This window comes from Paenarthrobacter sp. TRD_SC_7, assembly GCF_056156245.1.
In genome coordinates, this window is the sequence record NZ_CM149587.1 from 404,467 (window position 1) to 428,377 (window position 23,911).

The window sequence follows — 23,911 nt, forward strand, 5'->3', positions numbered from 1 at the left end:
AGTGTGAGCTCTTTCTGTGAAGGTGGCGGGAGACGGTACCGGGTTGGGCCTACTAGCTCGCGTATGCGGTTGTTCCGGGGCCCCGGAACACCCACGACTGCCAGTTAGTTGGGGAGGCGGACCGGCATCACGAGGTAGCGGTAGTCGTCTTGGTCCTCGCCATCCGCTTCAGCCTGGGCCGTGATCATGGCCGGTTTAGGGGCAGTGGTGAAGGAGAAACGAACGTACTTGGTTTCGATGACGCTCAAACCCTCAACGAGGTAATGGGGATTGAAGGCCACGGTGATGTCTTCACCGGAAAGCTGGGCTTCCAGCTCTTCGGAAGCCTGCGCATCTTCACCTGTACCGGCGTCGAGATTCAGCAGGCCCTGGGTGAAGGCGAGACGAACCGGGGTGTTTCGCTCGGCCACGAGCGACACACGGCGAACGGCTTCTACGAGTTCCTGGGTCTGGACTGTCGCGTGGATCGGTGTGGAGTCCGGGAAGAGCGAACGGATCTTGGGGTAGTCTCCGTCAACCAAGAGCGAAGTGGTGGTTCGCCCACCGCTTTCGAAGCCAATGAGCCTGCTGTCGTCGTCTGCAAGGGCAAGGTTGATGTCGCCGCTGCCACCGAGGGTCTTGGCTACTTCGTTCAAAGTCTTGGACTTGACCAGAGCGCTGGTGGAAATGCCGGGAGTGACAGGCTTCCACGGGACCTCGCGCATGGCGAGGCGGTAGCGGTCCGTGGCAAGGAGGGTGATGAGGTCATCTTCAATCTCCATGCGGACGCCGGTGAGGATGGGCAAGGTGTCGTCTTTGCTGGCCGCGATGATTACCTGGGACACGGCTTGGGCAAAAGCGTCGCCGGGCAAGGTTCCGCTGATCGCTGGAAGAGCCGGGAGTGCCGGGTACTCGGACTCGGGCATGGTGGCCAGGTGGAAGCTGCTTCGGCGGCAGGTGAGGGTGACTTTGCTGCCATCGGTCTCGACTTCGACAGGGGCCGATGGCAGGCTGCGGCAAATGTCTGCCAACAGGCGACCGGATACAAGGATGGTGCCTTCAACGGCGATATCCGCCGGGATTTCCAGGCGGGCCGAGGTCTCGTAGTCAAAGCTGGAGAGGCTAACAGTTCCCGCCTCGGCTTTGAGGAGGAGACCGGAAAGCACAGGTACGGGCGGCCGCGGAGACAACGACCGCGCGGTCCACGTAACGGCTTCTGCCAGGACATCGCGGTCGACTCTGAACTTCACGGAAGGGTGCCGCCTTTCATTGCTGCTGCCATGTAGTAGCTGCGGATTCCTGCTTGGAAGCCGCTAAATCTTCGCAGTCCGGCACCGGAACCTGCATGGTCCGCACTCAGCGAACTACAAACAGACCCAAGGATGGGAGCGCTGCTGACAGCTTAGCCGGAAGATCCGCGATTAACCCATCCCCGTCGGGCCGGACCCCTCGTATGTGGACAGCCGGAGGCCGGCCTGGGCCCGGCTGTTGGCATGCCTTGTGCAGGACCGGATGGGTTGCAGAACGAGATTGTTATTTGAGGGATTTCAATTTTTTGGGATTCGTAGTGTTAATAACTGCTGTGGAAACTGTGGATAACCCGATCTCGCCGCGTCGTTTCGCGGTTAACCCCTGTTCACGGATTGTGCGTTAACTGGGTTTTAAACAGGGTGTGGATGGGGACAACTCCCAGGCCGGTTTTTAACGATCCACAGAGGGCTTAAGGGTTTTAAGCCCATTAACCGCGCTTGTCCCCTTAAGTATCCACAGGCTTATCCACATGCACCTGTTAATAAGGTATGTAGTGCCGGACGAGATGTGGATTTCAGGAGTCGCGCTGCTGCTGTTTGATCCGGTTGGTCAGCTCCGTGACCTGGTTGTAAATCACACGGCGCTCCGCCATCAGCTCGCGGATCTTGCGGTCTGCGTGGATAACTGTGGTGTGGTCGCGACCACCGAGCTCCTGTCCGATCTTCGGCAAGGACATATCCGTCAGCTCGCGGCACAGGTACATGGCGATCTGCCGGGCCGTCACCAGGGTGCGGGTACGGGACTTGCTGCAGAGCTCTTCCATGCTGAGCTTGAAGTAGTCAGCTGTCTGGTCAAGGATCTGCTTGGCCGTGATTTCCTGGGCGCCGTCGTCGGTGATCAGGTCCTTGAGAACCATTTCAGCGAGGGCCACGTCCACCGGTTGGCGATTGAGGCTCGCGAACGCCGTGACGCGGATCAGCGCTCCTTCAAGTTCCCGGATGTTGCTGGAGATCTTGGAAGCGATGTACTCCAACGCATCGTCCGGCGCTGAGAGGCCTTCGCTGAGGCCCTTCTTGCGAAGGATTGCGATACGAGTCTCGAGTTCCGGCGGCTGGATGTCTGTCAGCAGGCCCCACTCGAAGCGGGACGTCATGCGGTCCTCGAAGCCGGCGAGCATCTTGGGCGGCTGATCGGAGGTGATGACAACCTGCTTGTTGGCATTGTGCAGGGCGTTGAACGTGTGGAAGAACTCTTCCTGGGTCCGGTCCTTGCCTGCCAGGAACTGAATGTCATCGATCAGAAGCACATCCACGTTGCGGTACGTGGTCTTGAAACTGGTGCCTTCGTCGTCGCGGATGGAGTTGATGAAGTCGTTGGTGAACTCTTCGGAGTTCACGTAGCGGACCCGGATGCCGCTGTAGAGCCGCCGGGCATAGTGTCCGATTGCGTGCAGGAGGTGGGTCTTGCCGAGACCCGAATCGCCGTAGATGAACAGCGGGTTGTAGGCCTTCGCCGGAGCTTCCGCCACCGCGACGGCGGCCGCATGCGCAAATCGGTTCGAGGAACCGATCACGAAGGTATCGAAGATGTACTTCGGGTTCAGGCGGCCGAACTCATGCGAGGTGCTGGGCGGCGTGGGCTGTGGCTTCGGCTCGGCGAAGTCAGACACCGCAGAAAGCTCGACGGCGGGTTCCGGCTCTGCGTGGACGGGCACCAGCTCGGTGTCCACGTCGATTGCGCAGCGGATGTCATCCGAGAAGACGTTGCGGAGGGCATCATCCAAGGCGTCCTTGACCTGCGTTTGGAGGACCTCGCGGGTGAGTTCGTTGGGAACGGCCACCAGGAGGGTTGAACCGATGAGGCCCTGTGCTTGGGCAAGGATGACGAAACCGCGCTGACGGGGTGAGACCCGGTCGTCCTGTTCCATGAGGCTCAGCACCCTGCGCCAGGAACTTCCGACAGTGTTGGCGTGGTTGGCTTCGTCTACTGTCATCAATCAGTTCCTAAATACTTGCTTGCCGGCGTTGCTGGCCGCCGAAGTGTCTCCGGCGGCGCTGTTCCGGGCAATAATCCACAGAGTTATACACAGCGGGTGGACAATGGGCTACTGAGCCACTCTAGGGGATGAAATCGCTAGAAGATAGCTGGGAAGTTGCCTGTGGATAATTACACCGTTGTGGTTTGCGAAAGCGGCCTGTGAGCCACTTCATCCACAGGCTGGAAACGGCGGTTGGACACAGCTGTGGATAGCCCCGTGGCAGGCTCCCGGTTTGACTGTGGGTGCCTTTTTGCCCTAACGTTGTGAAGTCCTTTGTGTCCGCTTTTGAGATCAGTTGTAACTCCGTACGTTCACCGTGCGGGAGGCAACGGCGGCAGGCACATACAAAACTTAGCGTCGGCCAGTTCTTCCCCTTTTTTGATCGGGTGGGCGCACCTTTGATCCACTGGAGTAACTAACGTGAGCAAGCGGACTTTTCAGCCGAATAACCGCCGTCGGGCCAAGAAGCACGGCTTCCGCCTTCGTATGCGCACCCGTGCCGGCCGCGCCATCCTGGCTGCCCGTCGCGGCAAGGGCCGCGTCGAACTGTCGGCGTAAATAACTGACTTGTCGGTCAGGGTCTTTTTGCGGGTTCGACGGTGCTAGCCACCCCTAACCGTCTGCGGACGTCTACCGACTTTTCAACAACTGTACGTTCCGGCGTCCGCAATGGACGCCGGAACTTAGTGTTATATACGGCCTCTATCGGGGCCGGGGAGCCGAGTCGAATCGGCTTCATTGTCTCCAAAGCCGTCGGGAACGCCGTGACCAGGAACCTCGTTAAGAGGAGACTGAGAGAAGCAGGCGCACTGTCCTTGCACACGCATGGAACGGGTCTGGCGGTAGTAGTCCGGGCGCTGCCCGCAGCTGCAACAGCCAGCTGGGAGCAGTTGCTCTCGGACTACAACGCCGCACTGGCAGTGACGACGAAGCGATTGGGTGGTTCAGCTCCACGCAACGCTTCGACCGAACACAACGGCACCACTACGGAAGGGACACCGCGTGCATGACATAAGCGCCGCCGTCGTTCCTTCCTCAAGCGACCCCTCCGGGAAGGTTCCGCATCGGAGCCTTCCGGCGGCGGTAGGTACGTTCCTCTGGGAGCTGCCCCGCAACATCCTCATTCTCCTGCTGAAGGCGTACCGTAAGGTCGTCTCGCCCCTGTACGGCCAGGTTTGCCGTTTCTTTCCCTCCTGCTCGGCCTACGCCTTGGAAGCAGTGACGGTGCATGGCGCCGTGAAGGGTAGCTGGTTCGCAGCCAAGAGGCTCGCCAAATGTCATCCTTGGAACGCCGGTGGAGTGGACCACGTCCCCGCCGGCCATCGTCATTGGCCTGAAGGCCGGACGCCCACAATTGTTGTACTGAACAATCCGGACCAGTTCCTGGCTGCTCAGGCTGATGAAGAAGGCCGCTCGGCGGCCTAACGAATAGGGATATCGTATGGACTTCTTTGAAACAATCATGTTTCCGTTCAAGTGGCTGGTGTCAATCATCATGGTTGGCTTCCACGAGGGACTGAGCTTCATTGGCCTGCCCGCCGCGAACGGCTGGACGTGGACTCTGTCCATCATCGGCCTCGTGTTGGTGATCCGTGCGGCCCTGATTCCTGTCTTCGTCAAGCAGATCAAGGCGCAGCGCGGAATGCAGCTGCTGCAGCCGGACCTGAAGAAACTCCAGACCAAGTACAAGGGCAAGACCGACCAGCTGTCCCGCCAGGCAATGGCGCAGGAACAGATGGCGCTGTACAAGAAGCACGGCACCAATCCGTTCTCAGCATGTTTGCCCATGTTGATCCAGATGCCGTTCTTCTTCGCACTCTTCCAGGTGCTGTCCGGTATCTCGACGAACGCCAAGCAGGGCCAGGGCGTTGGTGCCATGAGCCACGAACAGGTAGTCCAGTTCGATTCGTCCAGCATCTTTGGCGCTCCGCTGTCCGCTTCGCTGCTCCACGGTGATCCCAGTGGCGGTAACAGTGCAGTGGCTGTCTGGGTTCTGAGCATCATCATGATCATCGCCATGACAGCGTCGCAGTTCATCACGCAGAAGCAGATCATGGCCAAGAACATGTCCGAAGAGGCCATGGCCAGCCCGTTCATGCGCCAGCAGAAGATGATGCTTTACATCCTGCCGCTCGTGTTCGGCATCGGTGGCATCAACTTCCCGATCGGTGTCCTCATCTACTGGACCACCACCAACCTCTGGACCATGGGCCAGCAGTTCTTCGTTATCCGCCGTATGCCCACGCCGGGATCCCCCGCAGCCAAGGCGCTGGAAGAGCGCCGTGCCGCGAAGGGCCTGCCGCCGCTGCTGGGTGGAAAGAAGAACGCCGCTGCGGACGCTGCCGCTGAAGCCGAAGCTGCTGCCGCGGCAGCAGCCGAAATCAGGGCCCAGCGCGTCCAGCCACAACGTAAGAACAGGAAGAAGAAGTAATGTCTGCCGAGAGCACTGAAGAAGCAATGACCGCTGTGACGGAAGACCAGGAGGACTCGCAGGAAGAGACCTCGCAGGAAGAGACTCAGTCCAAGACGGCCAGCCGTTTGGAAGAGGAAGGCGACATTGCCGCCGACTACCTCGAAGAACTTCTGGACATCGCTGACATCGACGGCGACATCGACATTGAGATCCGCAACGGACGTACGTACATCTCCATCGGCGCTGATGAAGAGTCGGCGGCGTTGGATAGCCTCGTAGGGCGTGACGGAGAAGTCCTGGAAGCCCTGCAGGAACTGGCCCGTCTCTCGGTCCTATCCTCTACCGAAAGCCGTTCACGCCTCGTCCTGGACATCAATGGATACCGCAAGGAGCGCGCCGGCGTGCTGCAGCAGATCGCCGAGGATGCCGTGGCCAAGGTCAAGGCTGATGGCGGAACAGTAGCCCTTGAGCCGATGAGTGCTTACGAGCGCAAGATCGTCCACGACGCCGTTGCTGACCTCGGATACGTCTCCGAGTCCGAGGGCGAAGGCGCTGGCCGCCACATCGTCGTTTCGGCTGACTAGCAGCTCATGGTTGAAATCACCGCAGCTGAACTGGAAGCGGCAGAGAAGATCTTTGGGGAGCGCTTGGATCTTGCCAAGCGCTACGTGGAACACCTGGCTTCATCCGGGACAGAACGTGGACTGATAGGCCCGCGCGAGATTCCGCGTCTTTGGAGCCGGCACGTCCTGAACTGTGCAGTAATTGAGTCCGCCATTGCCATGGACAGCCACGTTGCCGACGTCGGATCCGGTGCAGGCCTTCCAGGCCTTTGTCTTGCAATCGCCCGCCCGGACCTCGAACTGACCTTGATTGAGCCGTTGGAACGTCGTGTCATCTGGCTCCAGGAAGTGGTGGATGACCTCGGCCTGGACAACGTCACCATCATGAGGACGCGGGCTGAGCTCGCAGTCGGAATGGTGGATGCCGATGTTGTTACCGCACGTGCCGTGTCTGCCCTCTCCAACCTGGCTGGTCTCACCATTCCCCTTCTGAACGGTCATGGCGAAGTGGTGGCCATCAAGGGACGCAGTGCGGCCGAAGAGATTGAGAAGGCAAAGAAAGTCATCCGCAAACTTGGTGGCGTGGAAACGTCAGTTGTGGTTTGTGGACAGGAGCTTTTGGAGGAACCCACCACCGTGGTGAGGATCATCGTCAACAAGCCCGGAAAGACGGCGTAGGTCCCGCTCGGTTCCCCGCGTGTCGGCGGCTGAGCGGTTAGGCTAGAGAACGGCAGCAAGCGCCGAATGAGAGTGAGAGTGTGACCAGTGGGCAGTAGTGAAACCTCCACGCAGCGAATCCCCCCGTTTATGTCTTTGGGGTCCGCGCGGGCAATGGCTACACCCTCTGCATCTCTTCAGTCTGCGATCGTGCGTACTGATTCGGTTGATAATGCTGCCGTTTCACGTGAAACCGTCTCAGATGGAGTGCGTAACGTCATGGATTCCATCGATGATTCCAGCCCCATCGCGCGTCAGTTGGTAAACGAAACCCGTCGGCGCGAACGGCTGATCGGCAGGGAGCTGCCCAAGCCTGACAAGACCCGCATCTTCACGGTTTCCAATCAAAAGGGCGGCGTGGGTAAGACCACCACGACGGTGAACATCGCTGCCGCCCTGGCGTCCGCCGGCCTGAACGTGCTGGTGATCGACATCGACCCTCAGGGCAATGCCTCCACCGCATTGGGCATCGAGCACCACGCTGACGTAGACAGCATTTACGATGTGCTGATCAACGATCTTCCCCTCAAGGAAGTTGTAGCTCCGTGCCCTGACATTCCCAACCTGATCTGCGCGCCCGCCACCATTCACCTTGCCGGCGCCGAGATTGAGCTTGTTTCACTTGTTGCCCGCGAACAGCGACTCCGCCGTGCCATAGACGTCTACGCCAAGGAGCGGGAGAAAAACGGCGAGGGCCGGCTGGACTTCATCTTCATCGACTGCCCTCCCAGCCTTGGGCTCCTGACCGTCAACGCTTTCTGCGCCGCCAGCGAGGTCCTCATTCCCATCCAGTGCGAGTACTACGCCCTGGAAGGCCTGAGTCAATTGCTCAAGAACATCGAGATGATCCAGAAGCACCTCAATGCCGATCTTGTTGTCTCCACCATTCTCTTGACCATGTACGACGGCCGCACGAACCTGGCCGCTCAGGTCGCTTCCGAGGTCCGCCAGCACTTCCCCGAGCAGGTTCTGGGTGCTGTAGTTCCGCGGTCGGTGCGTATCTCTGAAGCTCCGAGCTATCAGCAGACAGTCATGACGTACGATCCTTCTTCGAGCGGCGCGCTTTCCTACATGGAAGCCGCAGCCGAAATAGCTGAACGCTAGAATTCTTGAAACACTGCAACAGCTTGGGCCGATCCGTGCTCGGCTATTCCATCGGAGGGATGAATCAATGAGCGAAAAGCGAAGGGGCCTCGGCAGGGGTCTCGGGGCTCTCATTCCTAGCTCGGCCGCGGCCCAGGGGAACGGGACCGCGCCGTCCCGTCCTGTGGATCTGTTTTTTCCGGAGGCTCGGAAAACTGCGGAGCCGACGGTAGAGGCCGTAGTTGAGGAGCCGGGTGCTGGTGACTCCAAGCCAGCGGCCGCGAAGTCACCTGCGAAGACCGCGGTGACGAAGTCCTCCAACGCCAAGACATCGACGCCGTCAAGGTCTGCGTCCAAGCCTGCCGCTTCGCGCGCGGCTACTGCTGGCAAGGAAGCTGGCGCAGAGGCAGGGTCGACGGCGGCTGCTGCGCGTTCCGTTTCATCTGCACACTCCGCCCCTGAAGTCGATTTGGTGGAGGTCCCTGGCGCTCGTTTTGCTGAAATCCCCGTCGGCGATATCCACCCGAACCGCAAACAGCCCCGTTCGGTCTTCGATGAAGACGACATGGCTGAGCTGGTACACTCTGTGCGGGAAATCGGCGTCCTCCAGCCAATTGTTGTACGTACTTCAACCGAAAAGGGTGGAGAACCGTATGAGCTGGTCATGGGTGAGCGTCGTTGGCGTGCAGTCCAGGCCGCAGGACTCGAAACGATCCCTGCGATCGTTCGTGACACCACCGACGATGACCTTCTCCGTGACGCTCTGCTGGAAAACCTGCATCGCAGCCAGCTGAACCCCTTGGAAGAAGCAGCGGCCTATCAGCAGCTCCTGGAGGATTTCGGAACCACGCACGAGCAGCTGGCTGACAGGATTGGTCGCTCCCGTCCACAGGTGTCCAATACGCTACGCCTGCTCAAGCTTCCGCCACTCGTTCAGCGCCGCGTCGCCGCCGGCGTCTTGTCCGCCGGGCACGCACGTGCCCTGCTTGCACTCCCGGATGCTGCGGCTATGGAACGAATGGCTCAGAAGATCGTGGCCGAGGGTATGTCGGTCCGAGCCACTGAAGAATCGGTGGCTCTATACCAGGATCCGGCAACGCCAGCGAAGAGCAGCATTCCCAAACCCAATGCCCGGCACGAGCGCCTGGACTACTTGGCTTCATCGCTCTCGGACCGTTTGGATACGAACGTGAAGATTACCTTGGGTGCGCGTAAGGGCCGCGTGAGTATTGAGTTCGCCAGCGTTGAGGATCTCAACCGAATCATGGATGTCTTGGGCCCTGGTGGAGAAGACTAGAAGCTGACAGCTAACGGAATGGGGCTCACATCTTATGTGGGCCCCATTTTGCTTTTAATTCGCGGTCCCCTCTCTGTCGATGGGTGCCTTGTTATTCTCTAGTCGTCTTCTGACGGGTCCCGGGTGTTTCACGTGAAACGATGTCCGTTGGCGCTTTCGGTCTCGTAGGAGCAGATGCGAACTGATAGCGGTGGGACCGCGGTGCCCACCCGAGGATGAGCTTGATGGTCAGTGATAGGGAGTAGATCCATTTGGACTTCATGCCGCTGTACTCGCGCGGAATTGCCTCAGCTGTTGGCCAAGGGCGCCCCACGCCAGCTGGGTTGCGGTGCTGAGGTACCAAACTACTCCCCTAGGGAGCAGCTGATCCTTCCAGTCCTGGCAATTCCGCTGCACGGTGTAAGCGTGAGCGGCACGGTCAGCGGGCACCTCAGGTACTGTTGCGCGGGTGTCTGATCATTCGATGACCTAAAAGGTCGGGTTGCACGGCGACTGTTGGATATCCGCTAGATCGGACCATGGGCGTGTAGATTTGCAGCCCTACCTGAAACTAGCGTCGTGGTTGTCCCGCCACGTCGTGCGAGGGGCAGTTTCACATGGAACGTGCAGCCGAGATAGGGTCTCAAGTCCTCGATTGCAGTTTCTGGGGACTCAGTAACGTGAGAAACACCAGTATGGCTGCTTCCTAAGCCAAACACAAAGGACTGTCTTTTAGCCCCTTCGACGTCTGGATATCGACCCCCTGCTCCTCCTCAGGGGGAATGGAGCCACGTCCTACCGTTGAGTTTGCAGGATGGATAAATGATTGAGGCCCACTATGCACTACCCCCTATGTTCATGCCGACTGCAGTCCTTTCAGAGGGTCAGCAGGTGGATATCCAGCGCATAAGCGGGTGCATGCCGTCCTGATGTCGGATCCCCTGCTCCCCCGTGGCGGGCGAGGCTCCATGCCGCCGTGGACGTCTCAGGCCCTCATCCGGCAGAACTCGCGGCCGGACGTTCCGTGATGGCGCTCCTGTTTCACGTGAAACAGCGTGCCAGATGATCGCGGGGGCCCATGTTCAAGGCCTGGGTGCCTCTTTAGTTCACCAGAACTTGCGGCTGCCGCGCAGCTGGAACCATGAAGTGCTTCTCTGACAGATTGGATGCATCAAGGTGGACAGCAGCCGGGGTAGTTTCACGTGAAACAACGCAGACTTGTCGACGGGAGAATGGAACCCCGTGGTTAGGGAGAGCGCTTCCTTCTAATGCGCCGATGATCTGTGGTGTAGAAGTCTATGCCAGCTAGTGGCGCGGCATCACCGCCGCCCCAACTCAACCTCCGTCTTTCGGGGTTCCCGTTCAGACCTGGACAGCGTACGAGGAATCACTCTTAGGCGGATAAATTCCGTATACCGTGGGAAGGGGCCTCACCATCTCTATTTTCTTAAGGTGGTGGTTTCGCGGTGATTGCTATCTATGCGCAGAGGGCAAGTGATGCTTCAGGCGACTGACTCCCAGTAGCAATATCCAGATGGACGTAAGTCGCCGGCGCCACCTAGCGTCGGCCACGTTTTGCGCGGGCCAATGAGGCCGCCAAGCAGGTTGGCCTGTTTCCTACTCCGGGAGCATCGGTGGTGATTACCAGGTCGGGCAACAGGAGGTTCTGGTCGTGTAAATCCGCGTGGAAGAAAGGCGTTGTCGCCGGACATACCAGGGGCTTCCAGACCACATCGCGCCACCCCGCTGGCCCGGAGGCTAGCGGATCCGGGGACTGATGGTGCAGTGTGAATTTCGGCGGGACGCGGGCCTTCCTAGCTGTTGTTTAGCCTTGGGCGCCTTGAGTAGCTCGACCTGCCATGGCCTGGGACGGAGACGGGTAACGCATAGTCCGGAGGAACCAAATGATTGCCCGTAGACACGACTTACCAAGCCATTCGATCCCGTCGCTGGCAGGGCCTTCTCTAATGGACTGCAACGGACCTTGAGCGCCCCTGCAGGGAGATTCGAACATCGTCCTCCAAGGATTGCTGCATCAAAGTTGATAGGTAGCTGATTAGGGGCAAACAACTTCGGCTCCCGGGGAAGAGTCATGGATCTCGCGTGGTCATATACAGCTACGGCTGTGCTTGGGCAGGTGACGGGCCGGCAGTTTCAGTCATAGGGTGGGCGGCTGCTTCATGCTGGACCAGTAGCCGAACAATTTCGTAGCAGCAGAGGTGACCCTGATCGGAGTAGTGCTACCGCTATGCCCGCTCGCGCCAAACGCACCGGAGGCTACTGGTGCAGGCGGCGGAAAGGGGCGTGGCGGGGTCGTCAAATGATCCGATGTTGGCAGCCTCCACTTGGAGATCGCGTGATCCTTTGTGGCCTGCCCGTTGGGTGGTTATACGGTTAGAGCTACGGTCTTCATGTCGGCTCGCCTAGCGGAACCATGCCAACGAGGGCTGAGACACTGCGACTGCGGTGCATTGTTTCACGTGAAACGAATCGATGCGGACGCTGGACCGAGGTCGTGAAGGTCCTTTTTGTGATGACCACGAGGGTGGATAAGGTCGTGGATATCCCTGTGGAAAACCTTGGGGATAAGTCTGTTGATCTAGCTCCCGCTTGTGCGCATGAGTTCACCTTTCCTGGCATTCCATACTGTGACCGCGCGCAAACTGTCGTGCCTACCATCGGGAGTGGCCATGGCCAGGAGTGCCTTCCCCCACGTGATGGCTTGAAGACGAGGATATGCACGAAAATCCATTGATTTAGCGGTATTTGGCACTGGCCAAGACGCTGATCCATAGCGTCGATATCCGGTCCGCTGTGGACGGAACTTCTGCACGCGTGATGGTGTCCGTTGTCTGCCCAACGAAGGACATGTGGGAAATCTCATGACCGGTGGATAAGCCTGTGGATAACGTTGTGTACAAGTCGGTGGATAACAGTGTTGGTGCCGGGTGGCTTGTGCATGGTGCTCAACCAACAACTTGAGTTCATATTGGATCTAGAGGTAAAGGGCGGGAGTCGCGCTGGGCCCACTTGCGATGTCCGCATGAGGATCTTGATCAGCTCGGGCCACCGGAGCGAGCACACTGCTGTTCATGTAGGTTCTTTTCCGATCGTTTCTACGCCTCCATCGGAGGCGAAGCCTCGTTCAAGTAGACACATTCATCGGATGTATCATTCCTGTCCTTCATACATCGAGCCGCCTGTGCAGGCTGGGACGCCTCTGAGCCTGGCTGCGGCCTACTGATGAGACCGGACAAGCGGCGCAGTGCACGGTGATTCGACCAGGGGCACTAGAAGAAGAACCTGCCGGAGAGGTAGCCGAGCTCTCGTTCCTTTCATGATGCGACTCTTCCCGGTCCCGCCGACGGGTCTTCGCTGAGGGCCACGGCTGGACAGTTCGCAGCGCCTGCCACATCCGATGCTTCCCCGAGACGCCGCCAGGCTCCTGGTGGCACGCGTCTCGTGCGGTCCCGGCCCCTCGCTCGTGGAGCGTACCCCCGTGGTGCTTATGACATTGCAGTGCAAATGGGGATGCTGTAGGACGCCCCACGCGGACGTCACTCCAAGGTGGTCATTCTGTTTCACGTGAAACATCACAGGCCCTTGCTCCCTCCCGGGTTGGTGACCTGGGAACCATCGGAAGTGTTCGGAAGAAGTATGCGAGTGAGCGACCGTGGTTCAATCTGGACGGAGGCCTGCCGGCTCCGACCATCCGGCTAGAGGCTAATGAATACCAGGCGGTGGGACCAGTCTCACTGCGTCAAAGGGCCATTCCAGTAGTCCATGATCACGCCGTCACTCGCATTGCCCTTCACCACGCTTCAACCGCGTCACGCCGCGATAAGCGGGGTCTCATGGAGTCCGTCGGACATGCCTCTGAGGGCGATGAACCATTACGTCGGGGCCCGCCGTCGTTGGAGCTCTCTGGAGTAGCTAGAGGGGAGTGCTGGTGTACCGCGAGCCAGCTCGTTGTGTCATCGGTCCCATGGTCAACTCGTTCCGCTGCATGAGGAGTTTGAAGGCAGAACCGCGAGCAATGGAAGAAGCGACTCTGCATTCTGGCGTTTCACGTGAAACATGAGCTCACGTGAAACACGGGGCTGCTATTGCAATTCGGGTGCGGTTCTAGAGTCCTGTGGGCGCGGGCTTGAACGTCGGGGTGGCCGTGAGTATCTAGAACGGACAACGGATGAGGAGGCGCATCCGTAATGTTGATTGTAGGAAGCTGTCTTCATGTTTCCGCGCTTCGATACTTGTGACTTGTCAAAGTTGTTTGGTGACCGCCTGCAAACAACTACATGCCTGGGAGCCGGAGAGGGCCGAGCATACAGTGTCTGAGTTCGACCGGGCTGGTTGCAGCGTTGGTGATGGCCCGATGGGACGAAGCGAAGGCTGGCGCACTAGGGGGCGCAACGCGGCCGATCTTGTATTCGATAGCACGAGGGCCTCGAAGAGCCTGTAATGGGCTGTAGAGGAGCACCGAGCTCATCCGCCAATGGTGTGAGAGCAGTCAAGCTGACGGGAGACCGCACGTGCGGTAGTCGTTGTCGCCTGGCTCCCGGATTTTACCGAACGGATCCTGCGACGGAGTGGGTTTGAGCATCGATTAGTGGGGTCCGCATGTGTATCTATCTGCTTCCATCTATTTATCTTGCGATCGTCTGCGCCTCCCGAAAGCCACTGCGTCTTGGTGTCATCATTTAGCCTGCCTCTGGGGGTGAATCGAGGTAATCGTCTTCTGTGAACTCTGGCGTAAATAGCCTCGTATAGGAGGAGTGCGACGGGTCCGCCCCACACTTACAGGCAGTTGTCCAAAACTCCCCGTATTGCGAAGTCGGCTCTGGGGGCTACTCTTCACACGCTTGCTGTTGCTTTGTTACTTCCGGCGAACGGTATGATGGCTCGAACCTGCGGGTGGGAAAGTTTCACGTGAAACGGGAACGATGCTCGGTCGAAGGTGCCCAGGATGTCCATAGTTCCACCCTCGCTATGTTTCACGTGAAACGGGCAAGAGAGAATTCGAAGTCGGCCTTCTGCAGCAATTGCAACGTTGAGACGGCCACGGCTGCACAACTGTGGCATGACCTGTGGCATGACCTGCGCCGTGCCGCCGGTGGGACTGGGGCTGGCCATCCTGACAATCCAGCCCATAGACACCCATGGCAAACTAGTCCGCCCTGTCATAGTGGCATCAATACCGCGGAGCTCGCATATACGAGTCGAACCAAGGGAACCTGAGCCTCGGTCCGGTCGACTGTACTCACCGCTCCCCTAAGAGCGCCATCAGGGGTCTGTTGTCATCCAGGCCCGGTCCACGCCAAGGGTCGACGTGAAAGTGTAACGCCGGGCGATGTGTGAGAGTGTGCGGCGGATGGGCGAGGGAGGTGAGCGCGCGATCAGTTCTCCCTACCCCGGGTAGGGAGAACCCAAATCATGGGATCAATGGAACGCCGGAGCCCGCTCAGGTCAAGAGGGCCGTGAAAGAGATCGAATGAGGTTCACTTCGGCAAAATATGAAAAAGCCGGCGGCCACGGCCCCCTAAGGAGCAGCAACCGCCGGCCGTTCGACGAATCTATATCAGCAACAAGGCTTAAGACAGGACGTCCGCAAATTCCTTCTCGAAGAACTGCTTCGGCTTGGCGCCGATGACAGTGCTCTTCACTTCTCCCCCGCTGAACAGGTACACGGCCGGGATGGACGTGATGCCGTACTCTGCGGCAATGGCGGGGTTGTCGTCGACGTTGAGCTTCACAACGTCAACCTTTTCACTGTACTCAACCGAGATCTCATCAAGGATGGGGCCGAGCTTGCGGCAAGGGCCGCACCACTCTGCCCAGAAATCAACGATGACCGGCTTCTCAGAGGCCAGGACATCCGTGCTGAAGCTTGCGTCAGTAACGTCTTTTGCGTTGCTCATAACTTTTCCCTTCGTGTGGTTGCTTGGGTGCAGCTTAGGCGTGCAGATCTGCGAGGTAGTGCTCAACGTCAAGGGCAGCCACACAGCCGGAACCCGAAGCCGTGATGGCCTGGCGGTACGTGGGGTCAATGACGTCCCCCGCAGCGAAGACACCCTTGATGTTGGTCCGGGAGCTACGGCCCTCGACGGCGATGGTTCCTTCAGGGGTTAGATCTACCTTGCCCTTGATGAGGTCCGTTCGCGGGTCGTTGCCGATGGCTACAAATACGCCGGTGACTGCGAGTTCTGACTCGGTGCCGTCCACCAGGTTCTTCAGCTTCAGGCCAGTGACCTTGTCCCCACCGAGAACATCCTCGACGGCTGTGTTCCAGATGAAGTTGATCTTCTCGTGGGCTTGGGCACGATCGCCCATAATCTTCGAAGCCTTGAGGGTATCGCGGCGGTGGATAACCGTGACGGACTTCGCGAACTTGGTGAGGAACAGCGCTTCCTCCATGGCGGAGTCGCCACCACCGATGACGGCGATGTCCTGATCCTTGAAGAAGAAACCGTCGCAGGTTGCACACCAGCTAACGCCGTGACCGGAAAGACGCTTCTCATTGGCCAGTCCGAGCTCGCGGTAGGCCGAACCTGTGGACAGGATGATGGCCTTTGCCTGGAAGGTCTCCCCTGTGCCGATGGTAACGGTCTTGATGTCGCCGTCGAGGTCCAGCTCGGTGACATCCTCGAACTGGATCTCGGTGCCGAAACGCGCGGCCTGCTTTTCGAAGTTCTCCATGAGGTCCGGCCCCATGATGCCCTCAGGAAAACCCGGGTAGTTTTCCACGTCCGTGGTGTTCATCAGTTCGCCACCAGCAGTGACGGAACCGGCAATGAGCAGAGGCTTCATGTTGGCGCGGGCCGTGTAAACGGCGGCTGTGTAGCCGGCCGGGCCTGAACCTACGATGATGACGTCGCGCACCTGCGATGCGCTGTTTTCTGCAATGCTCACGTGGCGTGAACCTCTTCCTTAGTCGATGCTGCGGCTTTCGGGGCAGCCACCTGACTCAACCCCTGTTGCGTTCCAAATATTCCGTTGGAGTTGGGGACCCTAAAAGCCACCATCATTCAGGGTACCGTCTGCACGCATGCCGAATCTAAGCGGTGACGCCAATGTAGGTAGCAGTAGAGGCCGTTCTGACGAGTCAAAACGGCCTCTACTGCTACCTACTTGGGTGAGGCTACTGAACCGTGACCTCAGCGAGCCGCAGCCCGAATCCAAATCGCGTCTTCGGTGCAGCCAGCTTGGGGAGCGCGCTGATGACGACTATGACGTACTCTGTCTGCGTCGGTGCTGCAAGCGGCATGGTCAGTTCCGGTGATGTAAAGCTGTTGGTGCCCACAAGCTTTGCGCCGTCCATCGCAGGACGATCGTTGGTGTAGACGCTGATGCTACCGCCGGAGCCACCCAACTGGTTCAGCACAACGGACTTGACCTCGGTGGGTTCCTTGAGCTTGACCACCAGCGGCATATCTTCGAAAAGTCCACCCCAGTTTGCCGAGGCGAACTCCATGTCCGACCAGTAGCTTGCAGCGTTACCGTCGAAGGCCCTCGCGAGGTCCTTGTCATAGGTGGCGGCGAAGGGGAAGTCGCCAAGGCGGGTGATCCCTTCAATTTCCGGTGGCGTGGCAGGGGCCGGAGCCTCCGTGGCGGCAGGCTCCTCGGTTTCCGCAGCGGAGGACTGCGGGGCAGCCGTGCTTTGCGTTGCGGCCGGTGCGCCGCTGGGCAGGAGGCTGCCCAGGTTGGTCACCGCAAGGACGAGTCCCACTACCAAAACGGCGGCAAGGAGGCCACCTACGAGCCAGCGCAGGGAACGGGGTTCCTTCTCCGGAGCTTCGTCTTCGTAAACTTCCTCGTCCGCGTAATCGTCCGTAATAGCTGACGTGGCCGGGAAGCTGCTTGGTGCCCGGTCGTAGCTGGGGTCGGTGCCGCGGCTTGCAACTCCGGAACCAACAGCAGCTGCACCGGCGCCTGAGCCGCTAAAGCCGTAGTCCTCTTCGGACCACAGGGAAACCTTTGGTTCCGCAGCCGGCTCGCGGCTGGCAGGCTGCGAGGAAACTGGCTGCGAGGAAACTGGCTGCGACGAAACGGCCTGGGTAGGTGGCGGGGATGCAGCAGCAGGCGACGCTCCGCCCTCAGCACCGGTGCCAGCAGCACCGGTGCCAGCAGAGCCGGTGCTGGCAGAACCAGAAGCGGCAGCACCGGCGTCGTTGTTCTTGGAACCCGCGTGCTTCAGCGCTGCGGCGGCAGCGACCCCCGCTGCTCCGGCTCCGGCAGCCGCCGCAGCCAGCTTGCCCGCGATCCCGCTCTTGGGGGAAGTCGGGCTGGACGCAGGCATGGGCGGTACGTGCTGTGCAGTGCGTGCGGGCGCGGCGGGCTCAGACTGAGGCTCGCCGTCAGACTCGGAAGCGATGGGGTAGCCGTTTTCGTCGTACTGGATGTACTCGGCGTCGTGCTCGTCATCTTCATACAGGCCGTCGTACGTCTCAGGCTCATAGGTGCGCGGCTGGCCGAAGATCTCGCTTCCGAGCGTCTCCGTGAAGAAAGGCTCGATGTAAGGCGGGTGGGTGGCCACCACGAGGTCCAGCAGATCCGGCGCGGTGCTGTGGTTGGTGATCAGGTACGTGGTGTTCTCACTGATGCCCAGGTCCAGGATCTGAACGTGGCCTGGCCGCTCCCCAGTGGCTACTTCGCGGGCGCTCTGGGCCACCTGCTCGGCATTTCCAGGACCGGCAACGAGGATGCTCACGGGACGGTTGAGGACCTGGTCCACGCCGTCGAGCACCTGATCTTGGTCATGCGAGGTCAATACATTGGCCGTGACCTTGTAGCGGCCGCCAAGTACTGATCCGACGTCGATCGGGTGGGACACGTGTTCCTCCTAGGCTGTCCGGAAGTTGCGGGTCCTGCACGTGGCTCATCCGGCGAACCGGTCGAACCGCTTTTGCAACTACCTATATTCGTTTCTAGCCTAGCCGATTGACGCCCGCCGCCCATGTTGGCGGCACGGGCTCACTTCCTGTGGTTTCCGCGTGTGGGAAAGTAAGGATTCTGTCCGGCGTCGCCTTGGTATGTGCGTCGACCCGGCAAGGGGACCTGTGGGCGGAACTTGCCGCCACGAGCCGTGCTGGGCTCGTCTTCCTCTGGCAGGTAGGTCTTGGGTGCGTCCGGTGAGTCTCCAGCGGCGGGTTCGTGAGTCCGCTGAGGAGCCAGCGCCGGCCCGGCCCTGAAGGAGGCGGCATCGAACTCGCCCGAGATGCGCGGAATCAGACCGGTGTCGTCCGAAACCGTGGCGCGCTGCGGTGTCGTGGGTTCTGCGGTTGCGCCAACCGGTGCCGGCTCTCCGCGTCCCAGGCGACCCATCAACGGACGCAGGAGGTCGCGAAGTTCGGTGACGTGGAAGACGCGCAGGAGGACCAGGTATGCGAGCAGCATGACAGGCCCGACGACGACGACGGTCACCAGGGCGGCCGGGCGGCTGCTCCATGCGAATCCGTCAGCGCGGTAGCTTCCCAAGAGCCACAAGGCTGCAGCGCCGGCAAGCGCAGAACCCAGGCCTGCGTAGCCCATGCGAATGTACGAATTGGCGATGCGAGGACCGTCGAGGTGACCCAGCAACCGGCGGAGGAACACAACGCTGATCACCACGGACAGGATGTTGCCCAGGGTGTAGAGGATAGCGATCGCGTAGATGATTTGGCCCACGGGGAGGAACTGGATGAAGAAGGCGCCCACCACGTAGATCACGGCCAGCCACAACTGGACATACAGGGGCGTACGGGCGTCCTCGTTGGCGTAGAACACCCGGGACATCATGAAGTTCGCGCTGAGGAACGGCGTGCTGAGGGCAAGGATGGTGAGCGTTTGGGCCAGCATGACACCGTCCTGCGGTTCGCCGCCCGAGAAGAACATGCCCAGCGGACCCGCCAAGGCGAACAGCGCCAGGGCACCGAAAACCGTGGCCACGGCCATGGTGCGGAGGCCGTGGGAAAGGGCGTCGCGCAGTTCGGCTTTGTTGCCGTCCTGCGACGCGCGCGTCATGCGGTTGAAGAGGACGGTAGCCAAGGACAAAGCGATGATCGAGTGCGGCAGCAGATACAGCTGGCTCGCGACTTCCAGGACGGCGTTCCCGGGCAGGACGGCCGCCGCAGCCTTGTCCCCCGCGTTGTCCAACCGGAGGCGCTCGGCACCGGGAATGGTGGCGATTCTCATGACGTAGAGGAAGGCCAACTGCCCGACGGCGGCAGTCGCCAGCGTCCAGACGCTCAGCTTGGCTGCCTGGCCCAGTCCAACGCCGCGCCAGCCGAAGCGCGGACGCAGGCCAAGGCGCAGGCGGAAGACAGGGATGAGGAGAATGGCAGTCTGCGCGACCACACCAAAAGTGGAGAAACCGGCAATCAGGAGCGTCTGTGTGGGCCCCCAATTGTCCAAAGTGTGGGGGTTGTAGACGTTCTCGCCAAGAATCCAGATGAACATCCCCAGGCCGGCGATTGCCACGAGGTTGTTGAGGATGGGCGCCCACATTGCAGGGCCGAACGCTCCGTGGGCGTTCAGCACCTGCGTGAGGAGCGCGTAGAGCCCATAGAAGAAGATCTGAGGCAGGCACCAGAAAGCGAAGGTGACCGCCAAGGCTTTCTGTTGCTCGGAGTAGCCCTGCGTGGTGAGGTCGATGACTAAAGGTGCCGCCAGCGTCACCAGCGCCGTCAACGCCAGAAGCACCAGGACTGCCAATGTCAGCAAGCGGCTGATGTAGTCCGCGCCTCGGTCCGGGGCCTTGCTGGCCTTGATGATCTGCGGGACCAGGACGGCGTTGAACACGCCGCCGGCAACCAGCAGGAAGATCAGGTTCGGCAGGTTGTTCGCGTTAATGAACGTGTCGTTGATCGTGGAGCCCAGGCCGAGGGCGGCGCCGAGCATCCATGTTTTGGCGAAGCCAAGGAACCGGGAAACGAGCGTTCCTGCGGCCATGATGGCGCTGGAACGTGCTTCTCCGGATTGAACGGACTGGGTTGTGTTGGCTTCAGACATCGCCTTTATCGTCCCATGTACCCGGGTCAGAGGTGTTCGGGCAGCACTTCCCGTGCCAAATCGGCGATGCGGCGTTCATTCGGGAAGGACAATTTTCGGGCCAGTTCCTGGATGGGAACCCAGGCGGCGTCCACGGCTTCCTGATCAGGATCGTTCTCTATGGTCAGCTCGCCGCCGGTTGCCCGGAGCAGGAAATGGTGCACGGTCTTGTGGACGCGGTGGCCGCTCACGGTGAACCAGTAGTCGATGCTGCCCAGCGGAGCCAGGATGCTGCCTTCGATGCCGGTTTCCTCGGCAATCTCACGGACAGCAGCTTCCTCGTTGTTCTCGCGGCCTTCCGGATGACCCTTCGGCAGGCACCATTCAAGCCGGCCACCCCTGTTAAGGCGGGCGATGATCGCAACCCGGAGTTCGCCGTCGGACGTGTCCACTACAACGCCGCCGGCCGACACTTCCTCCACAGTGGGAAGCGAGGCCTGCACCGGGTGCTGCTGGGCGGGCGCGACGTGGGCACCGATTGCCGACGGCAACGGTGCGTTTGTCCTCCTGCCAGGAGCGCTCGGGATCGGGTTGGCCATGAGGTCCACTCTAACGACTCTTGCCCTTGAGTGATGACCGGGACATGGCCACAAGATGGACTGCGGGAGATGGGCTGCGGACGCATGCCTGATTTCGCATGGAACAGTGGCCCAATGCTGAGTAAAAATCTGCCAAGCTTAAGGGACTATGGCGCACGTATTGGACAGCTCTTCTGTTAACTTCACCATCGATCCGGTGGTGCTCGACCTCGGGCAGCGCTTTGTCGATGCCGGCTTCGAGCTGTCCTTGGTCGGTGGACCCGTTCGCGACCTCTTCTTGGGGAGGACATCCCCGGACCTCGACTTCACCACCGACGCCACGCCGGACGAGACCATTGCCGTCATCAAGAAGTGGGCGGACAACTTCTGGGAGATCGGCCGGGCTTTCGGCACCATCGGGATGAAAAAGAATGGCTTCCAGATCGAGGTCACCACGTATCGCGCGGAGGCTTACGACCCCGATTCGCGCAAGCCGGTGGTGGCGTTCGGCAACTCCCTGACTGACGATCTGCTGCGTCGTGACTTCACTATCAACGCCATGGCGCTGCGGCTGCCAAGCCTTGAACTCGTGGATCCTTTCGGCGGCGTTCGAGACCTCCACGCGTCCGAGCTCGCCACGCCAGGCGCGCCCGAGGCTTCCTTCTCCGACGATCCCCTGCGCATGATGCGCGCGGCCCGCTTTGCTTCCCAGCTTGGCGTGTCGGTTCACGACGACGTCCGGCTCGCCATGTCCCAAATGGCGGACCGCATCAAGATCATTTCTGCCGAGCGCGTCAGGGAGGAACTGGTCAAGCTTATTAACGGAGCCCATCCCCGTGTAGGCATAGACCTCCTGGTGGATACGGGACTTGCTGAGTTCGTGCTCCCTGAGGTTTCCGCCCTGCGCCTCGAAGCCGATGAGCACCACCGACACAAGGACGTGTACCAGCACTCGCTGCAGGTCCTTGAGCAGGCTGCCGCACTGGAAACAGGCCCTGACGGCGCGGTGCCCGGCCCCGATTTTGTCCTGCGGTTCGCAGCCTTGATGCACGACGTCGGCAAGCCGGCTACGCGCCGATTTGAACCGGGCGGCGCGGTGAGCTTCCGCCACCATGACGTGGTGGGTGCGAAGTTGACGGCCAAGCGCATGAAGGCGCTTCGCTTCGACAACGAGTCCATCAAAGCCGTTTCACGCCTGGTGGAGCTCCACATGCGCTTCTACGGTTACGGCGATGCCGGCTGGAGCGATTCCGCTGTACGCCGCTACGTCACCGATGCAGGTCCTCTCCTGGAACGCCTGCACCGGCTTACCCGATCCGACGTCACTACGCGTAACCAGCGCAAGGCCGACCGTCTGTCCTTCGCCTACGATGACCTTGAGCATCGCATTACGGCGCTTCTGGAACAGGAATCATTGGCGGCCGTCCGGCCTGACCTTGATGGAGCGCAGATCATGGCGCTCCTGGGACTCAAGCCCGGTCCCGTGGTGGGTCGGGCGTACAAGTTCCTTCTGGAAGAACGGATGGAACACGGACCACTATCCCGCGAGGAAGCCGAGCAGAAACTCTTGGCTTGGTGGGAAACGCAACCCGAGTCCGCCGTCGTCGAGCCTTTGACCGAAACTGAGGAGTCCTAATTGAACGCTGCCATTTCCCCGCGTCCGCAACTCTGGATCCTTCGACACGGCGAGACCGAGTGGTCCAAGAGCGGCCAGTACACCGGCCTGACGGACCTCCCCCTCACCGTTGAGGGTGAACAGCAGGCTGTCGAAGCCCGCAAGGTCCTGGAAGGCATCGACTTCGATCTCGTCCTGACTTCGCCTCTCCGCCGCGCCCGGCGCACCGCGGAACTCGCAGGCTACCCGGAGGCCGTCCACGAGCCGCTGGCCGTGGAATGGAACTACGGCGACTACGAAGGCATCAGCTCGGACCTGATCCGCAAGGACAACCCCGACTACCTCATCTGGACCGATGGCGTGCCCAACGGGGAAACCCTGGACGAAGTTGCTGCGCGGGCCGACAAGATCATTGGACGCGTCCTGGAATCCGGAATGGACAACGTCCTGATAGTGGCCCACGGTCATTTCTCCAGGATCCTCACCGCCCGCTGGCTGGAAATGGATGCCCGCGAGGGTCGGCACTTCATTCTTGGAACGGCGAAGGTCTGCACCCTTGGTTGGGATAAGCGCACGCCCGCAATTGTGCGTTGGGGACTCTAAAACAAGAATTTAGAAAAACTTTTGGCGAAATAGCTAATTTCGCTGGTCAAACTCCTTCTTCATGGGGTAGCTTATATCTTGTTCCCAGAGCGACCCGCCGGGAACAAGGCGCGCATTCCCTGGTTCAGTCAGCCGGGACAATGCCACAGCAGGCTGCTTATCAGCCAGAAAAGGAGGTTGGGAAAAATGATTACTTTGACTAGCGGACGGAAGTTGACCGTCACTGCTACCCCGGCCTCTGCTGATGATCGACGCCATTTTTGCTCTCTGACCCACTCCTGAACTGCCGGACCGGCTCGTTGCCGGCGGTGTTCCTGACGGCCCTCCTCTCTTTGGATGGCTGAGTAGTCAGTTGTAGGCGCGGACCCACGCAGCATGCCGCGGGTGCGCAGTTTCCCCATAGTTCGGAACCAGCTTCTTGTTGGGTCGACTGCGGAAGCACGCGCTATTGCACGACGAATCTCTTTTGGTTCGGTCCGCAAATCCCCTTATTAGCCTCGGCTATTTATGCCCTTTTAGGCCATGATTTCTTTCGAATTCATACGGCTCTAATTGCCATGCCTAAATTCCGAGTACTTCTTCCATGAAAGGAGGTGAACCATGCGAAAACGCCCCGAAGACATGCGCTTCTACAAGAGCAGCGATGCTCCCAAGGACCGCACCCTGTTCAACGGCCAGCTGCTCGACCAGCGCCGTGAAGACGTCTACGTTGTCCTGCACCAGATGGGACTCATCCGCTGATGCCCTTCAGCCAGCCCTAAGGAGTTCAGGTGCAACACATTCATGCTGAACCGCAAGGAGCCCACGCGGCTACGCGTGGGCTCCTCCCT

The 23,911-nt window shown here is 60.1% G+C and carries 18 protein-coding genes; 11 read left to right on the forward strand and 7 right to left on the reverse strand.

Going from position 1 to position 23,911, the window contains the following annotated elements; translation table 11 throughout:
* Positions 1-104: 104 nt before the first annotated feature.
* Positions 105-1,229: a DNA polymerase III subunit beta gene (dnaN, locus tag AC0J5Z_RS02060; protein ID WP_011772783.1), complete on the reverse strand. Its 1,125-nt coding sequence runs from the start codon at positions 1,227-1,229 to the stop codon at positions 105-107.
* Between the two features lie 575 nt (positions 1,230-1,804).
* Positions 1,805-3,223, reverse strand: a complete 1,419-nt coding sequence (gene dnaA, locus AC0J5Z_RS02065) for a chromosomal replication initiator protein DnaA (protein ID WP_475037145.1) — start codon at positions 3,221-3,223, stop codon at positions 1,805-1,807.
* Positions 3,224-3,688: 465 nt separating this feature from the next.
* On the opposite strand from dnaA, the gene rpmH reads away from it, so the two are divergent.
* From rpmH to AC0J5Z_RS02105, 8 genes are all read left to right on the forward strand, one after another.
* Positions 3,689-3,826, forward strand: a complete 138-nt coding sequence (rpmH, locus tag AC0J5Z_RS02070) for a 50S ribosomal protein L34 (RefSeq protein WP_011776797.1) — start codon at positions 3,689-3,691, stop codon at positions 3,824-3,826.
* A gap of 41 nt (positions 3,827-3,867) precedes the next feature.
* Positions 3,868-4,278, forward strand: a complete 411-nt coding sequence (rnpA, locus tag AC0J5Z_RS02075; RefSeq protein ID WP_043470913.1) for a ribonuclease P protein component — start codon at positions 3,868-3,870, stop codon at positions 4,276-4,278.
* On the forward strand, positions 4,208-4,693 hold the full coding sequence (yidD, locus tag AC0J5Z_RS02080) for a membrane protein insertion efficiency factor YidD (RefSeq protein WP_475037147.1): 486 nt from the start codon (positions 4,208-4,210) through the stop codon (positions 4,691-4,693). The genes rnpA and yidD overlap by 71 nt, the downstream gene beginning before the upstream one ends.
* A gap of 16 nt (positions 4,694-4,709) precedes the next feature.
* The gene (gene yidC, locus AC0J5Z_RS02085; RefSeq protein WP_091464261.1) at positions 4,710-5,699 is read left to right on the forward strand and encodes a membrane protein insertase YidC; all 990 of its coding nucleotides are present in this window, start codon (positions 4,710-4,712) and stop codon (positions 5,697-5,699) included.
* On the forward strand, positions 5,699-6,265 hold the full coding sequence (locus AC0J5Z_RS02090; protein ID WP_475037149.1) for a Jag family protein: 567 nt from the start codon (positions 5,699-5,701) through the stop codon (positions 6,263-6,265). Before yidC ends, AC0J5Z_RS02090 begins: the two co-directional genes overlap by 1 nt.
* Positions 6,266-6,271: 6 nt before the next feature.
* A complete protein-coding gene (gene rsmG / locus AC0J5Z_RS02095; RefSeq protein WP_475037151.1) occupies positions 6,272-6,922 on the forward strand; it encodes a 16S rRNA (guanine(527)-N(7))-methyltransferase RsmG in 651 nt (216 codons plus the stop codon).
* A gap of 87 nt (positions 6,923-7,009) precedes the next feature.
* Positions 7,010-8,065 carry a ParA family protein gene (locus AC0J5Z_RS02100; protein ID WP_475037153.1) on the forward strand — a complete coding sequence of 352 codons (1,056 nt, stop codon included), beginning with the start codon at positions 7,010-7,012 and terminating at the stop codon, positions 8,063-8,065.
* A 67-nt stretch (positions 8,066-8,132) separates the two neighbouring features.
* Positions 8,133-9,341 (forward strand): ParB/RepB/Spo0J family partition protein, encoded by a 1,209-nt coding sequence (locus tag AC0J5Z_RS02105; protein WP_475037154.1) that lies wholly within the window; start codon positions 8,133-8,135, stop codon positions 9,339-9,341.
* A gap of 5,570 nt (positions 9,342-14,911) precedes the next feature.
* Here AC0J5Z_RS02105 and trxA read toward each other — a convergent pair.
* The 5 genes from trxA to AC0J5Z_RS02130 form a co-directional block, all read right to left on the reverse strand.
* Positions 14,912-15,238, reverse strand: a complete 327-nt coding sequence (trxA, locus tag AC0J5Z_RS02110) for a thioredoxin (RefSeq protein WP_014923339.1) — start codon at positions 15,236-15,238, stop codon at positions 14,912-14,914.
* A 34-nt stretch (positions 15,239-15,272) separates the two neighbouring features.
* Entirely contained in the window at positions 15,273-16,229 is a 957-nt protein-coding gene (gene trxB / locus AC0J5Z_RS02115) for a thioredoxin-disulfide reductase (protein ID WP_475037156.1), read from the reverse strand.
* Between the two features lie 229 nt (positions 16,230-16,458).
* Positions 16,459-18,150: an ABC transporter substrate-binding protein gene (locus AC0J5Z_RS02120; protein WP_475037158.1), complete on the reverse strand. Its 1,692-nt coding sequence runs from the start codon at positions 18,148-18,150 to the stop codon at positions 16,459-16,461.
* Between the two features lie 140 nt (positions 18,151-18,290).
* Entirely contained in the window at positions 18,291-20,306 is a 2,016-nt protein-coding gene (gene murJ, locus AC0J5Z_RS02125) for a murein biosynthesis integral membrane protein MurJ (RefSeq protein ID WP_475037160.1), read from the reverse strand.
* Positions 20,307-20,332: 26 nt separating this feature from the next.
* Complete coding sequence (locus AC0J5Z_RS02130; RefSeq protein ID WP_026005276.1) at positions 20,333-20,836, reverse strand: NUDIX hydrolase; 504 nt, start codon at positions 20,834-20,836, stop codon at positions 20,333-20,335.
* 196 nt (positions 20,837-21,032) lie between these two features.
* Between AC0J5Z_RS02130 and AC0J5Z_RS02135 the strand changes: the two genes are divergently transcribed.
* From AC0J5Z_RS02135 to AC0J5Z_RS02145, 3 genes are all read left to right on the forward strand, one after another.
* Entirely contained in the window at positions 21,033-22,499 is a 1,467-nt protein-coding gene (locus AC0J5Z_RS02135; protein ID WP_475037162.1) for a CCA tRNA nucleotidyltransferase, read from the forward strand.
* Positions 22,500-23,081, forward strand: a complete 582-nt coding sequence (locus tag AC0J5Z_RS02140) for a histidine phosphatase family protein (RefSeq protein ID WP_309074748.1) — start codon at positions 22,500-22,502, stop codon at positions 23,079-23,081.
* 600 nt (positions 23,082-23,681) lie between these two features.
* A complete protein-coding gene (locus AC0J5Z_RS02145) occupies positions 23,682-23,822 on the forward strand; it encodes a hypothetical protein (protein WP_475037163.1) in 141 nt (46 codons plus the stop codon).
* Positions 23,823-23,911 lie beyond the last annotated feature (89 nt).

What these genes read in the sequence shown, in the direction of transcription:
- dnaA (WP_475037145.1), bottom strand. Translation starts at nt 3,223, where the DNA reads ATGACAGTAGACGAAGCCAACCACGCCAACACTGTCGGAAGTTCCTGG.
- yidC (WP_091464261.1), top strand. Translation starts at nt 4,710, where the DNA reads ATGGACTTCTTTGAAACAATCATGTTTCCGTTCAAGTGGCTGGTGTCA.
- AC0J5Z_RS02090 (WP_475037149.1), top strand. Translation starts at nt 5,699, where the DNA reads ATGTCTGCCGAGAGCACTGAAGAAGCAATGACCGCTGTGACGGAAGAC.
- rsmG (WP_475037151.1), top strand. Translation starts at nt 6,272, where the DNA reads ATGGTTGAAATCACCGCAGCTGAACTGGAAGCGGCAGAGAAGATCTTT.
- AC0J5Z_RS02105 (WP_475037154.1), top strand. Translation starts at nt 8,133, where the DNA reads ATGAGCGAAAAGCGAAGGGGCCTCGGCAGGGGTCTCGGGGCTCTCATT.
- trxA (WP_014923339.1), bottom strand. Translation starts at nt 15,238, where the DNA reads ATGAGCAACGCAAAAGACGTTACTGACGCAAGCTTCAGCACGGATGTC.
- murJ (WP_475037160.1), bottom strand. Translation starts at nt 20,306, where the DNA reads ATGTCTGAAGCCAACACAACCCAGTCCGTTCAATCCGGAGAAGCACGT.
- AC0J5Z_RS02135 (WP_475037162.1), top strand. Translation starts at nt 21,033, where the DNA reads ATGGCGCACGTATTGGACAGCTCTTCTGTTAACTTCACCATCGATCCG.
- AC0J5Z_RS02145 (WP_475037163.1), top strand. Translation starts at nt 23,682, where the DNA reads ATGCGAAAACGCCCCGAAGACATGCGCTTCTACAAGAGCAGCGATGCT.